The organism is Aeromonas jandaei, assembly GCF_037890695.1.
GTDB classification, from domain to species: Bacteria; Pseudomonadota; Gammaproteobacteria; order Enterobacterales; family Aeromonadaceae; genus Aeromonas; species Aeromonas jandaei.
In genome coordinates, this window is the sequence record NZ_CP149571.1 from 3,030,076 (window position 1) to 3,045,457 (window position 15,382).

The window sequence follows — 15,382 nt, forward strand, 5'->3', positions numbered from 1 at the left end:
ATGCCCCGCTATCTCTGCTGGCCCATGCAGCGGGAGCGTCTGGCCAAAGGGCTGGAGGGGTGGCCTTATCCGGTGGCCCGCTCGGCCCTGCCGATTGAGATGAACCTCTCCGGGGAAGCCTGTCTGCTGCGCGAGCAGCTCGGGATAGAGCCGGCGCAGATGCTGGCCGCCTATGAGGATCTCAGCGCCCAGAGCATCTATCTGCGTTTCATGCGGGCCAAGAGAACCCCCTCGCCAGAGCTGGTATCACACTTTCTCGACTACAACCCGGAGCAGCAGATTGCCCTGTTGCTGACGGATATGGCGGGACGTCCGCTGGCACAGGCCCAATCCATTCGTCGCCGCCTTCATCCTGATCGGGCTGAGTTTTCCTGCATCGTGGCGGATCACTTTCAGCATCGCGGGGCGGGGCGGCGGATCTTGCTGGCATTGGCGCTGCTGGCCAGAGCCGGGGGCATTGCCGAGTGGACGGCCGAAGTGCTGGCCCAGAATCGCCCCATGTTGCTGATGCTAAAGCGGTTGGGGCTGCCGCTGACTCTGGTGACCGGTCGCGAGATGGTCTTTGCGCGCCTCGATTTGAGCGTGCTGGACGAGTGGCTGCCAGCAGAGGTTGTCCACGCCATTACTAAGACCAAGGGCGAATAGAGCCACTTTTTACCCTGTGCTAAGGTCACACCTAATGCGCAGGGAGAGACGGAGCATGTTATGGGGCAGACAATCAAAAATATCGTGATCCTCACCGGAGCGGGGATCTCTGCCGAGTCGGGGATCAAGACCTTCCGCGCCTGCGATGGTTTGTGGGAGGAGCACCGCGTCGAGGATGTGGCAACGCCGGAAGGGTATGCCAGAGATCCGGAACTGGTGCAGCGCTTTTACAACTCCCGCCGCAAACAGCTCCAGCAACCTCAGGTACACCCCAATCCCGCCCACTATGCGCTGGCTCGCCTCGAGCGTCTTTTTCCCGGCACCGTGACCCTGGTGACCCAGAATATCGACAACCTGCACGAGAGTGCAGGGAGCAAGAACCTTATCCACATGCATGGCGAACTGCTCAAGGCCCGCTGTCCCGAGTCCGGTCAGGTGATCGAGTGGCGTGGCGATCTTCATCAAGAGGAGTTCTGCTCCTGCTGCCAGTTCCCCCAGCCGCTGCGCCCCCACGTGGTCTGGTTTGGCGAGATGCCGATCGGGCTTGATCGCATCTACAGTGCGCTGGCCCAGTGTGATCTCTTTATCTCCATCGGCACTTCGGGCGCTGTCTATCCGGCTGCCGGTTTTGTGCACGAGGCGGGGTTGAATGGTGCTCACACCATAGAGCTCAATCTCGAGCCTAGCGAGGTGGGCAGCCAGTTTGATGAAAAACGCTACGGGCCTGCCTCTCTGCTGGTGCCGGCCTACGTGGATGAGTTGCTTGAAGTGTGTGGCATCCATCAGCCAAGACAGATCGAGGGGCATAACTGGATGGAGATGCGCGATCGCTAGAGGCGGCGGCAAAGAGAAAGGCGACTGTGAGTCGCCTTTTTTATTGCTATCTACTTTTGCGCCGACGGCCGGGGGGCGCAGGATTGCCTGATCACTAAATCCGGGTCAACTGTGATCAGGTGGTCAGCCACCGCTTCGCCGTTGATGCGAGCCAGCAGGCGGGTGACGGCGAGGCGTCCCAGCTCCTCTTTGGGCTGGTTGACGGTGGTGAGCGGCGGCGACATAAATTCAGCCAGCGCCACATTGTCATAGCCGACGATGGAGATATCCCGCGGGATGACCAGACCCGCCTGATGAGCGGCACTGATGGCCCCCATTGCCATCATGTCGTTGCACACGAACAGCGCGGTGGGCCGCTCGGGCAATGCCAACAGACGGGTCATCGCCTGATGGCCGCTGGCGCAGTCAAAGTCTCCCTCCTGAATCCACTCTTGATTGATCGTGAGACCTGCCTCCTGCAGCGCCTGCTCGAAGCCTGCCTGCCGCTGGTTGGCGGGGGCGCGGCTGTGTGGGCCTGTGATGCAACCGATGGAGGTGTGGCCCAGCTCAATCAGGTGGCGGGTCGCGAGATAACCGCCGTGGAAGGAGTTGTCGGCGATGAGATCCACATCCTCACTGACCAGCCCCCAATCCATCACCACCACCGGCAGGCTCTTGAGCCAGTCGAGCTGGTTGAACACCTCTTGCTGTCCTTCGCTGCACATGATCAGCAGGCCATCGACCCGCTTGCGCAGCATCATCTTGAGGTAGGAGAGGGCGGTTTCGGCTTGCCCCTCGGTGTTGCCCAGCATCAGGTTGTAGCCCTGCTCGAAGCAGTAGCGCTCCACCCCGCGCACCACCTCGGCAAAGAAGGGGTTGCTGGAGGTGGTGACCAGCATGCCGATACTGTTGGTCTCCTTCACCTTGAGGCTGCGAGCCACCAGACTCGGGGCATAGTTGAGCTCGCGCATGGCCGCAAAGACCCGTTCGCGGGTCTCCTCGGCGACGAAGCGGGTCTCGTTGATGACATGGGAAACGGTGGTGGTGGAGACCTGGGCCAGCGCCGCCACCTCCTTGATATTGGCCATCAGTGCCCCTGCGCAGTCTGCTCAAGCAGGAAGGCGTCGACCTCCTGCTTGCTCGGGATGGAGCTCTGGGCACCGAATCGGGTGACGGAGAGCGCCGCCGCCCCGTGGGCAAAGCGCACCGCGCTGTGGAAATCGGCACCGGCCAGTTCCGCCGCCAACAGGGCGCCGTTGAAGGTATCGCCCGCGGCTGTGGTATCCACCGCCTTGACCCGAAAGCCCGGGATGAGTTGTTGCTGCTGTGCGTTGCTGCAATAGACCCCTTGTGCGCCCAGGGTGATCATCACGTCCGCAATGCCCATCTGGTGGAAGCGGGCGGCCGCCTCGCGGGCGCTCGTTTCGTCGGTGACTTTTACGCCGGTCAGCAGCTCGGCCTCGGTCTGGTTGGGGGTGATAAGGTCGACCAGCGCCAACAGCTCGCTAGAGAGCGGGCGAGCGGGGGCGGGGTTGAGCACTACCCGGGTGCCGTGGGCGCGAGCCAGCCGTGCAGCTTCATGGACGCTCTCGAGCGGCACTTCCAGCTGCAACAGCAGGGTGTGGGCGTCGGCGATCATCGCTTCGTGGTTTTTCACCACGGCAGGGGTGATGGCCCCGTTCGCTTCGGCGGAGATACCGATACTGTTTTCCCCCTCATCGCTCACATAGATGATGGCGATACCGGTCGGGAGCTTGGGATCGAGCTCGACGGCGCTCACGTCAATACCGTCTTTGGCAAAACCGCTCTTCATCTGGTGGCCGATGGCGTCATCACCGATGCGGGCGATAAAGGAGACGGTGGCGCCGAGGCGGGCGGCAGCAACCGCCTGATTAGCCCCCTTGCCACCGGGCACCACCTGATAGCTGTGACCGGTCAGGGTTTCACCCGGGCGAGGAAAGTGGGGAACGCGCAGCACGTGGTCTGCATTGACACTGCCCAGAACGACGAGACGATTCATGTTGACTACTCCTGATGCATCTTGGCTTGAACACAGTGATTGAGTGAGCTCAAGCCGGGAGACACCTGAACGAGAGGGAAAAGGGGAGGCGAACCTCCCCTCGAGCACTTACTTGCTGACTACTTGCAGCGGTACCGGAATGGATTTCTCGACCGGCTGCCCCTTGAGCACCTTGTCGGCAGTCTCGACGCCGATGGCACCGATCAGCGCGGGCTGCTGGGCCACGGTGGCGGCCAGTTTACCCTTGGCAACGGCGGCTTTGCCATCATCAGTGCCGTCGAAACCGACGATCATCACCTCTTTACCGGCAGCCTGCACCGCGCGGATGGCACCCAATGCCATCTCGTCGTTCTGGGCGAACACTGCTTGAACGGTCGGATGGGCCGCCAGCAGGTTTTCCATGACGTTCAGACCCTTGGTGCGGTCAAAGTCGGCCGGCTGGGAAGCCAGCACCTGCAGCTTGTTGGCCGCCACGGCCAGGGCAAAACCTTCGCCACGGTCGCGGGCGGCGGAGGTACCGGCAATCCCTTCCAGCTGAATGACCTTGGCACCGGTACCCAGTTTTTCGGTGATGAAGTCACCGGCCAGCTTGCCGCCCGCCACGTTGTCAGAGGCGATGTGAGCCTTGACCTCACCCTGCGCGGCGCCGCGGTCCAGAGTCAGTACCGGGATGTTGGCGCGGTTGGCCAGACGGATGGCGTTGCCCACCGCTTCGGAGTCGGTCGGGTTGATCAGGATGGCGTTGACCTTGCGCACGGTGAGATCTTCCATGTTGGAGAGCTCTTTGGCCGGGTCATTCTGGGAGTCCAGCACCACCAGCTCGTAGCCAAGCTCCTTGGCCTTGGCTTCGGCACCCTCCTTCATAGTGACGAAGAAGGGGTTGTTGAGGGTGGAGACCACCATCGCCAGGGTATGGTCAGCAGCCTGGGCGGTGCCCAGCACGGACATGATGGCGGCAGCGAGCAGGGTATTGAGCTTTTTCATCATTTCATTCCTTGTGTGTGGCGTGTTTTACGTTGTTATCGGGTACTTTTGTTGTCGACCATCACGGCAAGCAAGATCACGCTGGCCTTGGCGATCATCTGGTAATAGGAGCTGACATCGAGCAGGTTGAGGGCGTTGTTCAGGAAGCCGATGATCAGCGCACCAATCAGGGTGCCCATGATGCGGCCCTTGCCGCCCATCAGGCTGGTACCACCCAGTACTACGGCGGCGATGGCGTCCAGCTCGTAACCCATGCCGGCGGTCGGCTGGGCAGAGGAGAGACGGGAGGTGACGATAAGCCCTGCCAGTGCCGAGAGCGCGCCGCACAGACCATACACCGCCAGCTTCACCCGATCCACATTGATACCGGAGAGACGGGTGGCAGACTCGTTACCGCCCAGGGCGTAGATGTAGCGACCGAGACGGGTATGGTTGAGCATGAACCAGGCGAGCAGGAAGACGATGGCCATCAGCCAGATGGGCACCGGCAGACCGAGCAGATAGCCGGTACCGAGCCAGGCGAAGTGGTCGGCGCCATCACTGAAACCGGTGGAGATGGGGCGACCCTCGGTATAGACCATGGTGATGCCGCGCAGGGCGGTCATGGTGACCAGGGTGGCGATAAAGGCTTGCACCTTGCCCTTGGCAATGATGAGGCCGCTGACGCCGCCAAGCAGGGCGCCGGCACCCAGGGTGAGGGGCACCACCAGCCAGATCGGCAGCTCCATCGCTACCATAGTCGCCGCCAGCGCACCGCACAGGGCCAGCACCGAGCCGACCGACAGATCGATACCGGCGGTGAGGATAACCAGCGTCATGCCGACCGCCATGATGGCGTTGACCGAGGTCTGGCGCAGGATGTTGAGCAGGTTGTCGACGCTGAAGAAGTTGGGATTGAGCGCGGAGACGACACCAATCAGCACCAGCAGGGCGACCAGGGATTTGTTCTCGATCCACCAGGCCTTGTTCATGATGCCGCGGCGGGGAAGGGTTTGGGTTGTCATTGTGCTGCCTCTTGCTCTGCTTGCCACTGTTTACCGACTGCCGCCGCCATCAGCTTCTCCTGATTGGCATCGCGGGTGTTGAACTCTGCGCTGATGCGCCCTTCGTGCATCACCATGATGCGATCGCTCATGCCGAGCACTTCCGGCATCTCGGAGGAGACCAGAATGATGCTCATCCCCTCCTTCTTGAACTGGTTGATCAGCTGATAAATTTCCTTTTTCGCCCCCACGTCGACGCCGCGGGTCGGCTCGTCGAGGATCAGCACCTTGGGCCGGGTCAGCAGCCCCTTGGCGATGGCCACCTTCTGCTGGTTGCCGCCGGAGAGCAGCTTTATCAGCTGATTCTGACTCGGGGTCTTGATGTTAAAGAGGCGCACATAGTCGCTCACCGCCTGCCGTTCGGCCTTGCCGTCAATCTTGCCGTTGCTGATGAACTCGTCGAGGGCGCACAGACTCATGTTTTCGCGCACCGACAGCTCCAACACCAGGCCATCACCTTTGCGATCTTCTGAGATATAGGCGATGCCGGCGGCCAGACCATCGGCCGGGCTTTTGGGCACCAGAGCATGACCGTCCACTGCCACTTCACCGGCGCTGATGGGGCTGGCGCCGTAGATAAGCTTCATCAGCTCGGTACGGCCGGAACCCATCAGGCCGCTGAAGCCCAGAATTTCCCCCTGACGCAGGGAGAAGCTCACCCCGCGCACGCCGGGACCGGCCAGATCCTTCACCTGCAGGCTGACGGGGCCGAGCTCGCGCTCAAGACGCGGGTACTGCTCTTCCAGCCGGCGACCCACCATCATCTCGATGATCTTGTCCTCATCCAGATCGCTCACCGCCTTCTCGCCGATCCACTTGCCATCGCGCAGCACAGTGACCCGATCGCAGATCTCGAAGATCTCCTTGAGGCGGTGGGAGATATAGACGATGCCGCAACCCTGCTCACGCAGCTCGCGGATAACCTTGAACAGCTGCTCGGTCTCGGTATCGGTCAACGCATCGGTGGGTTCGTCCATGATGATGACGCTGGCATCGAACGACAGCGCCTTGGCGATTTCCACCATCTGCTGTTCGCCGATGGAGAGATCCCCGAGCCGGGTATCCGGCCCATGCTTGACGCCAAGTCGCGCCAGCAGGCCGCTTGCCCGCTCGCGCAGCTGTTTGTGGTCGATGCTGCCAAAACGGGTACGGGGTTCGCGACCGAGGAAGATGTTGGCGGCAATCGACAGCTCCGGCAGCAGGTTCAGCTCCTGATGGATGATGCTGATCCCCTGATCCTGAGAGTCGCGCGGCCCCTTGAAGTGAACCGGTTGACCGCGATAGCTGACGCTGCCCGCATCGGCCTGATAGATGCCGGTCAGCACCTTCATCAGGGTGGATTTGCCGGCGCCATTTTCACCGAGCAGGGCCATCACCTGGCCCGGGTAGACCCGCAGACCCGCTTCATCGAGGGCGCGCACACCGGGGAAGGTTTTGACGATCCCGGTCAGCTCCAGAATGGGGGAGAGGGGAGAGGTTGTGCTCATTTGCAGCTTCCTTGAAGAGGCCTTCTTTGAAAAATGTCAGAACGCCACACCGGCGCAGAGGATCAGGTTGGCGTAGGGGGTCACCTCGCCGCTGCGCACGATCGCCTTGCTCTGGCGGGAGCGGGTTTTGAACTCCTCGTGCAGGCAGTATTCGATGGCGATGGGGTTGCCCTGGGCGGCTGCGTGGGCCTCAAGCTGATCGACCAGCGCCTGATGGGCGGCGGGGCTGATCTGCTTGATCTCGGTCGCCATGATCACCTTCTCCACCACCAGATCGGTGAGCAGGGCGCTCAGCACGGTTTCGAGGCTGGGGGTGCCCGCCATCAACGCCAGATCGATCCGCTCCGGCCCTGCCGGAATGGGCAAGCCTGCATCGCAGACAGTGATCTCGTCGGTGTGACCCATCTGTGCCACCAGAGCACTCAGGGGAGCATTGAGCAGTACGCCTCGTTTCATACAGCACCTCATCAGGCTTTCGCCATCGCAGTTTCTTATCAGGCAACCGGTTACGCAACCGGTTGCGTTATGGCGCAAAGATAGGCTTTTTAGGATGGAAGGGCCACGGCAAAACCACGGAAATGTGAAAACGATCTCAAAGGCGGGGGAGGAAAGAGAAAGAAGGGTGCCAGCAGAGCCTCGGCACCCTTTCTATTGATTTTTTACTTAGTTGGAGAGGGCTTTGTTGACCGCCGGACGGGTCAGCATTCGGCGATAATGATCGGCCACTTTGGGGAATTCACTGATCTCTACTCCATCGCTTTTCAGCCAGCCCGCGACCACGAACAGATAGATGTCCGCCACGCTGAACTGGTCGCCCAGCACCCAGGGGCCTGCCAGATAGTGCTGCTCAATCTGGGCAAAGCCATCGCGCATATTGCTGGCGACTTTCTGCTGCATGGCGGCAATGGCCTGCTCGTCATCGGCCCAGCGGCTGCCACGGCGACCGTGGGCGTGGGAGACATGCACGGTGGAGGCGAGGAAACTGTTGACCTCCTGCATGCGGGCCAGCAGGAACGGATTGTCCAGCGGCGCCAGCCTGGCATCGGGGAAGCGCTGCGCCACATAGAGCAGCAGTGCCGGGGTCTCGGTCAGGGTGCCCTGCTCGGTGACAAGGGCAGGCACCCGCCCTTTGGGGTTGATGGCAAGATACGCAGGGTCACGCTGCTCCCCTGCGGCGAGGTTGACGAGACGGGGTTGGAACGGGGCATTCGCTTCCAGCAGGGCAATCTGCACGGCCATGGCACAAGTGCCGGGAGCGAAATAGAGGGTCAGATCGGACATGAATACTCCTGATTGGCTCAGGCCACCCGCGATATTGGCGAAAGATTGCTTCGCGGAGCACCACGGGCAGTCATGAAAAAAGAGAGGGGGCAACGCTTGCCCCCTTAACCAATCTACACCCCTAAGGAGTGATGAAAAAGCACAGAATTAATCGGTTCTGGACAATAGTACGAACCAACTGGTCTGAAGCTTGGTTGAGTCGATACCACCAGAGAGAGGGTTGTTAGTATTAAAATAACTTGAGGGAACATGGTGCTCCCAGTTTTTTCTCTTATGAGATATAAAAAACGGGTAGGTAAGGCCCTAGTTTTGCTTGATGTAGTTTTTACTCACCAAGACTGACATTCTTTTGATAGACTGCCCATCTTGACCCTTGTTGTCACATAATAGCTATTAGGTGGTAATAAATGACGTATCGAGCGAAATTCCCTCCATCATATTTGCTCCTTGAGCAAGAAGGATATCTTATAAGTTCATGTTTAGGGAGTGGATTAACCGCTCTGCGTTCTGCCCATGTCCACAACAAGGGTGGATTTTATTCGTCATTATTCAATCTATCTATAGGGTTGGAAAGGCTACTGAAAGCCATTGTTATAATTGAGCACATAACGGCGAACAACCTTTCCATGCCATCAAAGAAGCAATTAAAAAATTATGGTCATAATATTGAAGAGTTATATGATCAGTGCGTAAAAATTGCGGGCACGAGAGGTATGGAATTTCCTGAGAGAAATGCTCTTGACCCGATCAAAAAAGAAATAATTTGCTTGTTAAGTGACTTTGCTCAGACTACTAGATACCATAATCTGGACGCGCTTACCTCCTCCAACGTTGGTATCGATCCGCTCGAACACTGGGGACAAATAGTAACTGCAATCTTGGAAAAAAATGTCCCTAAAGCTCAAAAAAATAAGATACTCGGTAGTTCAAATTTGATCGCATCAGCTATTGATGACATTACTATCACAATCATGCATGGTTTAGATAAGAAACCTATTTCTACGAAAGATGCATTGGCATTGCCAGGGTTGCATGATCAGGCGGTTAAATATGCTGTATTGCATGTTGTTCAAATCCTGACTCCGTTGAAAAAACTTACATCAGAGTTGAGCCACCTCGCGTACAAATTAAATACTCCAGAACCTGTATTTCCACAAATGCACGAGTTTCTTGAATGGCTATGGGATGAACGTCAATATGTCATGAGGAAGAAACGGTGGCCATAGTTTTACCTAAAAGGATAGGGGTTATATTTGAAAAAAACATCGCCAGATATTTATTATTTCAAATTTACTATGAAGCTATCACATAAATAGACCTGTTTGTTTTATATATTTTGGGGGGCGTTCTGAATCTTGTTGCTCTGGATTAAATAGGTGGGTGTCCATATATTTTTTCCGTTAACAGAGGCTCCCCGTGCCTTTCGGTGTCAAAGATTGCTGTGCAGAGCAACGAGGCTGGTGGTTAAAAAGAGAAGGGGGCAAATATTGCCCCCTTTATCCATTAAGCTCGTCAGGGCCGATTAACCGCCTACTTAACCGGCCTTGGCCACCATGGCTTTCAACTGCAGGAAGTACTGCTCGTAGAGGCGGGAGGCATCTCCCACATCGGACTGGAACTCTCCTTTGCGCTTGATCTCGTCGCTCGGGAAGACCATGGGGTTGTTGCGAAACGCCGGGGTGAGCAGGGGAATGGCATCCTTGACCGGAGTGGGGTAGCCAATTGCCTCGGCCACCTTGGCGGCCACATCGGGGCGCATCAGGAAGTTGATCAGGGCGTGGGCCTCTTTCACATGCTTGGCCTTGGCCGGGATGGCGAGGTTATCCATCCACAGTACCGCCCCTTCTTCGGGGTAGGTCATCTGGATGGAGGGGTATTCGCGCTGGGCGCCGTAGGCCGAGCCGTTCCACAACATGCCGATATTGACCTCACCGGCGATAAAGGGGTCGGCCGGGTTGTCGGAGTTGAACGCCTTGACGTTGGGCATCAGCTTTTTCAGGTATTCGAACGCTTCGGCGATCTGTGCCTTGTCCTGGGTGTTGGGGCTGTAGCCGAGTTGCACCAGCGCGATATGGAACACCTCGCGGGCATCGTCCATCAGCAGCAGGCTCTCTTTCCACTCCGGCGCCCAGAGCTGCTTCCAGCTGGTCACCGGCTGCTCGATGATGTCGGTGTTGGTGCCGATCCCGGTTGCACCCCAGATATAGGGGATGGAGTAGCGGTTGTCCGGGTCGTACTCGTGGTTGAGCAGGGTGGGGTCGAGGTGCTTGAAGTTGGGCAGTTGGGCGCGATCCAGCGGCTGCAACATTCCCTCTTTGGCCATTTTCGAGATGAAGTAGGTACTGGGCACCACCACGTCATAGCCGTCGCCATGGGTTTTCAGCTTGGCGTAGAGGGTCTCGTTGGATTCGTAGGTGGAGTAGATCACCTTGATGCCGGTCTCTTGCTGGAACTGCTCCAGCAGGCCGTCCGGCACATATTCCGACCAGTTGTAGAAGTAGACCACCTTGTCATCGGCCGCGTGAGCGCTCTGGCTCAGCAGCGGGGTGGTGAGGGTGAGGGCGGCTGCCAGCAGGGCGCCGGCCTTGTGTTGGATTGTCATCAACAACTCCTTGGGGTTATGGGGCCTTGCGGCCCACCGTGACAGAGTTCGCCAAAGGTGGCGGGGACGAAACGGGCAGGGTCACCCCTGCCGTTTGCGCAGTAACAGTTGCGCCAGCAGCACCATCCCGAGGGAGGCGACCAGCATCAGGGTGGCTAGGGCGTTGACCTCGGGAGAGACCCCTACCTTGACCATGGAGTAGATCTTGAGCGGCAGGATCTCGTAGGCCGGGCCGGTAACAAAGGAGCTCACCACCACGTCGTCCAGCGACAGGGTAAAGGAGAGCAGCCAGCCCGCCATCACCGCCGGCAGCGCCAGCGGCAGTATGATGCGGCGCAGGATGATCCACTCGCCAGCCCCCAGATCCCGCGCGGCTTCCAGCATCCGCACATCAAAACCGCACAGCCGCGAGTAGACGGTGATCACCACGAACGGTAGGCAGAAGGTGATGTGGGCGATCAGCAGCGACCAGAAGCCCAGCGCAATGCCGGTCACCACAAACAGGGTCAGCAGGGAGATGGCCATCACGATATCGGGGGACATCATCACCACGAACAGCATACCGCTCACGTACTGCTTGCCGCGAAAACGGTAGCGAAACAGCGCCACGGCGGTAAGGGTGCCGATCAGGGTCGCTGCGGTGGCGGTGAGGGCGGCGATGGTCAGGGAGTGCTGGGCCGCCTGCATCAGGCTGGCGCTGGCAAACAGCTTCTCATACCAGCCAAGGGTAAAGCCGCGCCAGTCGATACCATATTTCGACAGGTTGAAGGAGTTGGCGATCAGCACCCCGATGGGCACATAGAGATAGCCAAACACCAGCAGCAGAAACAGAGCTTTTAATGCGCGCATCATGCCAGCTCCCCCTTCTTGCTGAGTAGCTTGCCTGCCCGCCAGTAGAAGTAGACCAACAGTGCCATCAGCACCGTCAGCATAACGCTGATGGCGGCGCCGAAGGGCCAGTCACGGCTGTTGAGGAACTGGGTCTTGATCAGGTTGCCGATCAGCAGGTGCTTGGCGCCGCCCAGCAAGTCGGAGACATAGAACATCCCCATGGCGGGCAGGAACACCAGCAGACAACCGGCGATGATGCCGGGCAGGGTGAGGGGCAAGATGATCCGCACCAGCCGCTGCCAGCCGTTGGCGCCAAGATCTCGCGCCGCCTCCAGCAAACGGCCATCCAGCTTCTCGATACTGGAGTAGAGCGGCAGCACCATAAAGGGGAGCAGCACATAGACCAGCCCGATGATGACGGCCACCTCGGTATACATCATCTGCAGCGGCCGCTCGATAAGCCCCAGATCCAGCAGCCAGCCATTGATCAGCCCCCGGGTGCCGAGCAGCACTTTCAGCGCATAGGTGCGGATCAGGGAGTTGGTCCAGAACGGCACCACCACCAGAAACAGCAGCAGCGGGCGGATGCGTGCCGGCAGATGGGCCAGCAGCCAGGCAAAGGGGTAACCCACCAGCAAGCAGATGGCGGTGGCGAGCAGCGCCAGCCAGAGGGAGTGGAGCAGCACCTCGAAATAGAGGGGGTCCAGCAGGCGGCCATAGTTGCTCAGGGTAAAGAGCGGCGCGATAAGATCGGACTCGTCACGGGTCAGGAAGCTGACGCCGATGATCATCAGGTTGGGCAAAAAGACAAACAGCGTCAGCCAGCCGAGGATCAGCGCGATGGCCCCGTTGCGAAAGCCGTTGTGGGCAAAGCTGTGCGCTACCCGCAGATTAGTGAGGCTCATAGGGCAGCACCACCTCCCAGCTGTCGACCCAGTGGATCGCCACCTCCTGACCCAGACGGTAGTCAAAATCGGGGTCATCCTCGTCGAAGAACTCGGAGATAAGCAGCTGTTTGCCACTTTCGAGCTCGATCACCGAATCCAGCGTCGCCCCCTTGTAGTTGCGCTCGCGGATATTGCCGCGCAGTGCGCCGCGTTGATCGTCATCCTGATCGAGAATGCGCAGATCTTCCGGGCGCAGCAGCACCAGTACCTTGTCGTCTGGCTGGAACGGCAAGGTAGTATGGAGCAGGCATTCGCGCCCCTCCACCTCAGCCTGCCAGATACCGGGCTCGCGCTGATTGATCAGCTTGCCATCCATCACATTGATCTCGCCGATAAAGCGGGCCACGAACAGGTTGGCTGGCGATTCGTAGATATCGCGCGGGGTGCCGCGCTGGATGATCTTGCCTCCCTCCATCACCAGGATGCGATCAGACATGGTGAGCGCCTCTTCCTGATCATGGGTGACGAAGACAAAGGTGATGCCGAGGCGGCGCTGCAGCGCCTTGAGCTCGCTCTGCATCTGCTTGCGCAGCTTGTAGTCGAGCGCCGAGAGGGATTCATCGAGCAGCAGCAGGCGGGGCTTGTTGACCACGGCGCGGGCGATGGCGACCCGTTGCTGCTGGCCGCCGGAGAGCTGATCCGGGCGGCGGTTGGCCAGCTCGGTGAGCTGTACCATGGCGAGGGTCTCCTCGACCCGCTGGCGGATCTCGCTGGCAGGCACCTTCTGCATCTCGAGGCCAAAGGCGACGTTTTCAAACACCGTCATATGGGGGAAGAGCGCATAGCTCTGGAACACGGTGTTGATGTGCCTGTGTTCGGCGGGGATATGGGTGATCTCGTCACCGGCCAGATGGATGGTGCCACCGTCGACCGATTCTAGCCCGGCCAAGAGGCGCAGCAAGGTGGTCTTGCCACAGCCGGAGGGGCCCAGCAGGGTGAGAAACTCACCGTCATAGATCTCAAGGTCAAGGTCGCTCAATATCGCCTTGCCGTCATAAAGTTTGCTGATCTTGTTCAGCGCGACAATTACCTGTGGATTGTTCATCATCCGCCAGTCTCACCCCAGCCAGTGGCCATCATGTTGAAAGAGGGCCGCATTCTATGCAGCCAATCCATGAAATTAAAGGCTTTTTGGCCGCAAGTGGTCAGGAAAAACGACTACGAATAGCAGGCCAAGTCGCTATAATGTGCCACCTGATTTGGTCGTTTTCGATGTTGGATAGTCAATTGAGTAACAGAATGCGTATTGGCGGCTCGCTCGAGCAATCTTTGAACAAGGGTTATCGCCTGGACCTGAAAGGGGTCATTCAAGAGGGGTGGCAACAGACCCGCCGTACCGGATTTGGCCTGCTGCTGGCGATTGTCGGCGTCACGGCGATCTGGATCCTGCTCAGCAACATGGTGCTGGTGCCCTATATCGGCGATGACAGCCAGATGAATGTGGCGATGGTCCTGAGCCTGCTGATCACCGTCATCATGGCCCCCATGACCAGTGCCCTCGACATGCTCGGTTTGCAGCAGTCGGTCGGAGTGCACGCCCGGGCGAGCCAGGTGTTCGACTTCTTCCGCCACTTTGTGCGCCTTGGCATGCTGAGTCTGCTCGGCAGTCTGCTCACCAGCCTGTTTGGCCCGTTGTTCGAGCTGATTGGGTTGCCGGTGATGTTCTCGTTTATTCCTTCCGCACTGATCGGCATGGGGCTGCTCTTTACCGTGCCGCTGGTGCTGGAGCGCGGCATGACGCCGCCGCAGGCCATTGTGGTCTCGCTCAAGATCTTCTTGCGCGGCTGGCCGAGCCTGGTGCTGTTTCACGGCGTGATGGCTGCACTCTTCTTTGTGGCCCTGATCCCGATGGGGTTGGGTCTTATCTGGGTGGCACCGCTCTACTTCAACTGCAAGGGGATCCTCTATCGGGATCTCTGCGGGGTGGCGGTAGAGGTTAACGAGGTGGCTGAAGTGACCCAACCATTTCAATGCATGATGCAAAAGGACGCTGAATGACCTGTCGATATGGAGTGATCTCTACCGTACGTCGTACCCTGCTGGCCAGCCTGCTGCTGCCGACACTGGCGATGGCAGAGCAACCTGTGCTGGAGCTGCAATATGGCGCCTTCTACAGCCAGATGAAGACCTTCGCCAAGGGCGAGTTTGGCCATGCCAGACTGGGGTTTTATCTGACCGATCCGCAAAATGGCAAGCGCTGTGCGCTCGACTCTGCCCGGGTCTCGACGCAAGACAAGGATGTGAAGGGGGAGGTGACGATCGACAGCGAGCTGCGTCTGCCGTTCGATGACGATCTCAATCTCGACAAGGCGGTGGTTGCGGTCACCCTGAAAGAGCCGCACGCGACCTGCGATATGACGGTGCAGGTGATGGCCGATGCACCGGCCGTTCCCGACATGCCACTGGCTGAGCTTGCCAAGCGTCAGCAGCAGCTGCAGCAGCTGCTGGACAAGATGGCCGGCATGGTCGGCAAGTACTTCTTGCCGAAGATGGAGGGGATCCGGATCGCACTGGTCGAGCCGCAAGGGACTGCCTACCTTGTCGATGGGGCCCGACAGGAGCCCGTTGCGTGGCAGCATGGCCAGTTGCTCTTGAGCAATGCGCAGCTGAGTGCATTTGCGGGCGGTACCTTGCGTCTGCAGGGCGAGGTGCTGCGACTGACCCCCTGGCTGCACAAGGGCTGATGCCAACGCTGCTGTTACATTCGTAGCAGGCAGATCAAGAAAGCA

Annotated in this window: 15 protein-coding genes and 1 pseudogene; 5 read left to right on the forward strand and 11 right to left on the reverse strand. The window is 59.0% G+C overall.

Features of this window, described 5'->3' with window-relative positions; genetic code table 11:
* Both WE862_RS14300 and cobB read left to right on the forward strand, forming a co-directional pair.
* Window positions 1-645 (forward strand): GNAT family N-acetyltransferase, encoded by a 645-nt coding sequence (locus WE862_RS14300; RefSeq protein ID WP_042031023.1) that lies wholly within the window; start codon window positions 1-3, stop codon window positions 643-645.
* Between the two features lie 60 nt (window positions 646-705).
* Window positions 706-1,479, forward strand: a complete 774-nt coding sequence (gene cobB / locus WE862_RS14305; RefSeq protein WP_033113634.1) for a Sir2 family NAD+-dependent deacetylase — start codon at window positions 706-708, stop codon at window positions 1,477-1,479.
* A 50-nt stretch (window positions 1,480-1,529) separates the two neighbouring features.
* Here the strand turns inward: cobB and WE862_RS14310 are convergent, their stop codons facing one another.
* From WE862_RS14310 to WE862_RS14340, 7 genes are all read right to left on the reverse strand, one after another.
* Complete coding sequence (locus tag WE862_RS14310) at window positions 1,530-2,546, reverse strand: substrate-binding domain-containing protein (RefSeq protein WP_042031022.1); 1,017 nt, start codon at window positions 2,544-2,546, stop codon at window positions 1,530-1,532.
* Window positions 2,546-3,478, reverse strand: coding sequence for a ribokinase (gene rbsK, locus WE862_RS14315; RefSeq protein WP_042031021.1), 933 nt, complete (start codon window positions 3,476-3,478; stop codon window positions 2,546-2,548). Before rbsK ends, WE862_RS14310 begins: the two co-directional genes overlap by 1 nt.
* A 108-nt stretch (window positions 3,479-3,586) precedes the next feature.
* Window positions 3,587-4,462: a ribose ABC transporter substrate-binding protein RbsB gene (gene rbsB / locus WE862_RS14320; protein WP_041207819.1), complete on the reverse strand. Its 876-nt coding sequence runs from the start codon at window positions 4,460-4,462 to the stop codon at window positions 3,587-3,589.
* Between the two features lie 35 nt (window positions 4,463-4,497).
* The gene (gene rbsC, locus WE862_RS14325; RefSeq protein WP_041207818.1) at window positions 4,498-5,466 is read right to left on the reverse strand and encodes a ribose ABC transporter permease; all 969 of its coding nucleotides are present in this window, start codon (window positions 5,464-5,466) and stop codon (window positions 4,498-4,500) included.
* Window positions 5,463-6,992, reverse strand: coding sequence for a ribose ABC transporter ATP-binding protein RbsA (gene rbsA / locus WE862_RS14330; RefSeq protein ID WP_042031020.1), 1,530 nt, complete (start codon window positions 6,990-6,992; stop codon window positions 5,463-5,465). Before rbsA ends, rbsC begins: the two co-directional genes overlap by 4 nt.
* A gap of 36 nt (window positions 6,993-7,028) precedes the next feature.
* Window positions 7,029-7,448 (reverse strand): D-ribose pyranase, encoded by a 420-nt coding sequence (rbsD, locus tag WE862_RS14335; RefSeq protein ID WP_042031018.1) that lies wholly within the window; start codon window positions 7,446-7,448, stop codon window positions 7,029-7,031.
* Between the two features lie 207 nt (window positions 7,449-7,655).
* Window positions 7,656-8,273 carry a glutathione S-transferase family protein gene (locus tag WE862_RS14340; protein WP_042031017.1) on the reverse strand — a complete coding sequence of 206 codons (618 nt, stop codon included), beginning with the start codon at window positions 8,271-8,273 and terminating at the stop codon, window positions 7,656-7,658.
* Window positions 8,274-8,680: 407 nt separating this feature from the next.
* Between WE862_RS14340 and WE862_RS14345 the strand changes: the two genes are divergently transcribed.
* Complete coding sequence (locus WE862_RS14345; RefSeq protein ID WP_156128706.1) at window positions 8,681-9,499, forward strand: hypothetical protein; 819 nt, start codon at window positions 8,681-8,683, stop codon at window positions 9,497-9,499.
* A 308-nt stretch (window positions 9,500-9,807) separates the two neighbouring features.
* On the opposite strand, the gene WE862_RS14350 is transcribed toward WE862_RS14345, so the two are convergent.
* From WE862_RS14350 to potA, 4 genes are all read right to left on the reverse strand, one after another.
* Window positions 9,808-10,875 (reverse strand): extracellular solute-binding protein, encoded by a 1,068-nt coding sequence (locus tag WE862_RS14350; protein ID WP_005345409.1) that lies wholly within the window; start codon window positions 10,873-10,875, stop codon window positions 9,808-9,810.
* Window positions 10,876-10,956: 81 nt separating this feature from the next.
* Window positions 10,957-11,727, reverse strand: a complete 771-nt coding sequence (gene potC / locus WE862_RS14355; protein ID WP_005336644.1) for a spermidine/putrescine ABC transporter permease PotC — start codon at window positions 11,725-11,727, stop codon at window positions 10,957-10,959.
* Entirely contained in the window at window positions 11,724-12,611 is an 888-nt protein-coding gene (gene potB, locus WE862_RS14360) for a spermidine/putrescine ABC transporter permease PotB (RefSeq protein ID WP_042031015.1), read from the reverse strand. The genes potC and potB overlap by 4 nt, the downstream gene beginning before the upstream one ends.
* The gene (gene potA, locus WE862_RS14365; protein ID WP_082035446.1) at window positions 12,598-13,701 is read right to left on the reverse strand and encodes a spermidine/putrescine ABC transporter ATP-binding protein PotA; all 1,104 of its coding nucleotides are present in this window, start codon (window positions 13,699-13,701) and stop codon (window positions 12,598-12,600) included. The genes potB and potA overlap by 14 nt, the downstream gene beginning before the upstream one ends.
* Before the next feature lie 191 nt (window positions 13,702-13,892).
* Here potA and WE862_RS14370 point away from each other — a divergent pair.
* Together WE862_RS14370 and WE862_RS14375 are read left to right on the forward strand one after the other, a co-directional pair.
* Window positions 13,893-14,631, forward strand: a pseudogene (locus WE862_RS14370) (hypothetical protein).
* A 16-nt stretch (window positions 14,632-14,647) separates the two neighbouring features.
* Window positions 14,648-15,337: a DUF2987 domain-containing protein gene (locus WE862_RS14375; RefSeq protein WP_042031013.1), complete on the forward strand. Its 690-nt coding sequence runs from the start codon at window positions 14,648-14,650 to the stop codon at window positions 15,335-15,337.
* The last annotated feature ends 45 nt before the right edge of the window (window positions 15,338-15,382 follow it).

Coding starts and splice junctions, on each gene's coding strand:
- WE862_RS14300 (WP_042031023.1), top strand. CDS start 1: ATGCCCCGCTATCTCTGCTGGCCCATGCAGCGGGAGCGTCTGGCCAAA.
- cobB (WP_033113634.1), top strand. CDS start 706: ATGGGGCAGACAATCAAAAATATCGTGATCCTCACCGGAGCGGGGATC.
- WE862_RS14310 (WP_042031022.1), bottom strand. CDS start 2,546: ATGGCCAATATCAAGGAGGTGGCGGCGCTGGCCCAGGTCTCCACCACC.
- rbsK (WP_042031021.1), bottom strand. CDS start 3,478: ATGAATCGTCTCGTCGTTCTGGGCAGTGTCAATGCAGACCACGTGCTG.
- rbsB (WP_041207819.1), bottom strand. CDS start 4,462: ATGAAAAAGCTCAATACCCTGCTCGCTGCCGCCATCATGTCCGTGCTG.
- rbsC (WP_041207818.1), bottom strand. CDS start 5,466: ATGACAACCCAAACCCTTCCCCGCCGCGGCATCATGAACAAGGCCTGG.
- rbsA (WP_042031020.1), bottom strand. CDS start 6,992: ATGAGCACAACCTCTCCCCTCTCCCCCATTCTGGAGCTGACCGGGATC.
- rbsD (WP_042031018.1), bottom strand. CDS start 7,448: ATGAAACGAGGCGTACTGCTCAATGCTCCCCTGAGTGCTCTGGTGGCA.
- WE862_RS14340 (WP_042031017.1), bottom strand. CDS start 8,273: ATGTCCGATCTGACCCTCTATTTCGCTCCCGGCACTTGTGCCATGGCC.
- WE862_RS14345 (WP_156128706.1), top strand. CDS start 8,681: ATGACGTATCGAGCGAAATTCCCTCCATCATATTTGCTCCTTGAGCAA.
- WE862_RS14350 (WP_005345409.1), bottom strand. CDS start 10,875: ATGACAATCCAACACAAGGCCGGCGCCCTGCTGGCAGCCGCCCTCACC.
- potC (WP_005336644.1), bottom strand. CDS start 11,727: ATGATGCGCGCATTAAAAGCTCTGTTTCTGCTGCTGGTGTTTGGCTAT.
- potB (WP_042031015.1), bottom strand. CDS start 12,611: ATGAGCCTCACTAATCTGCGGGTAGCGCACAGCTTTGCCCACAACGGC.
- potA (WP_082035446.1), bottom strand. CDS start 13,701: ATGATGAACAATCCACAGGTAATTGTCGCGCTGAACAAGATCAGCAAA.
- WE862_RS14375 (WP_042031013.1), top strand. CDS start 14,648: ATGACCTGTCGATATGGAGTGATCTCTACCGTACGTCGTACCCTGCTG.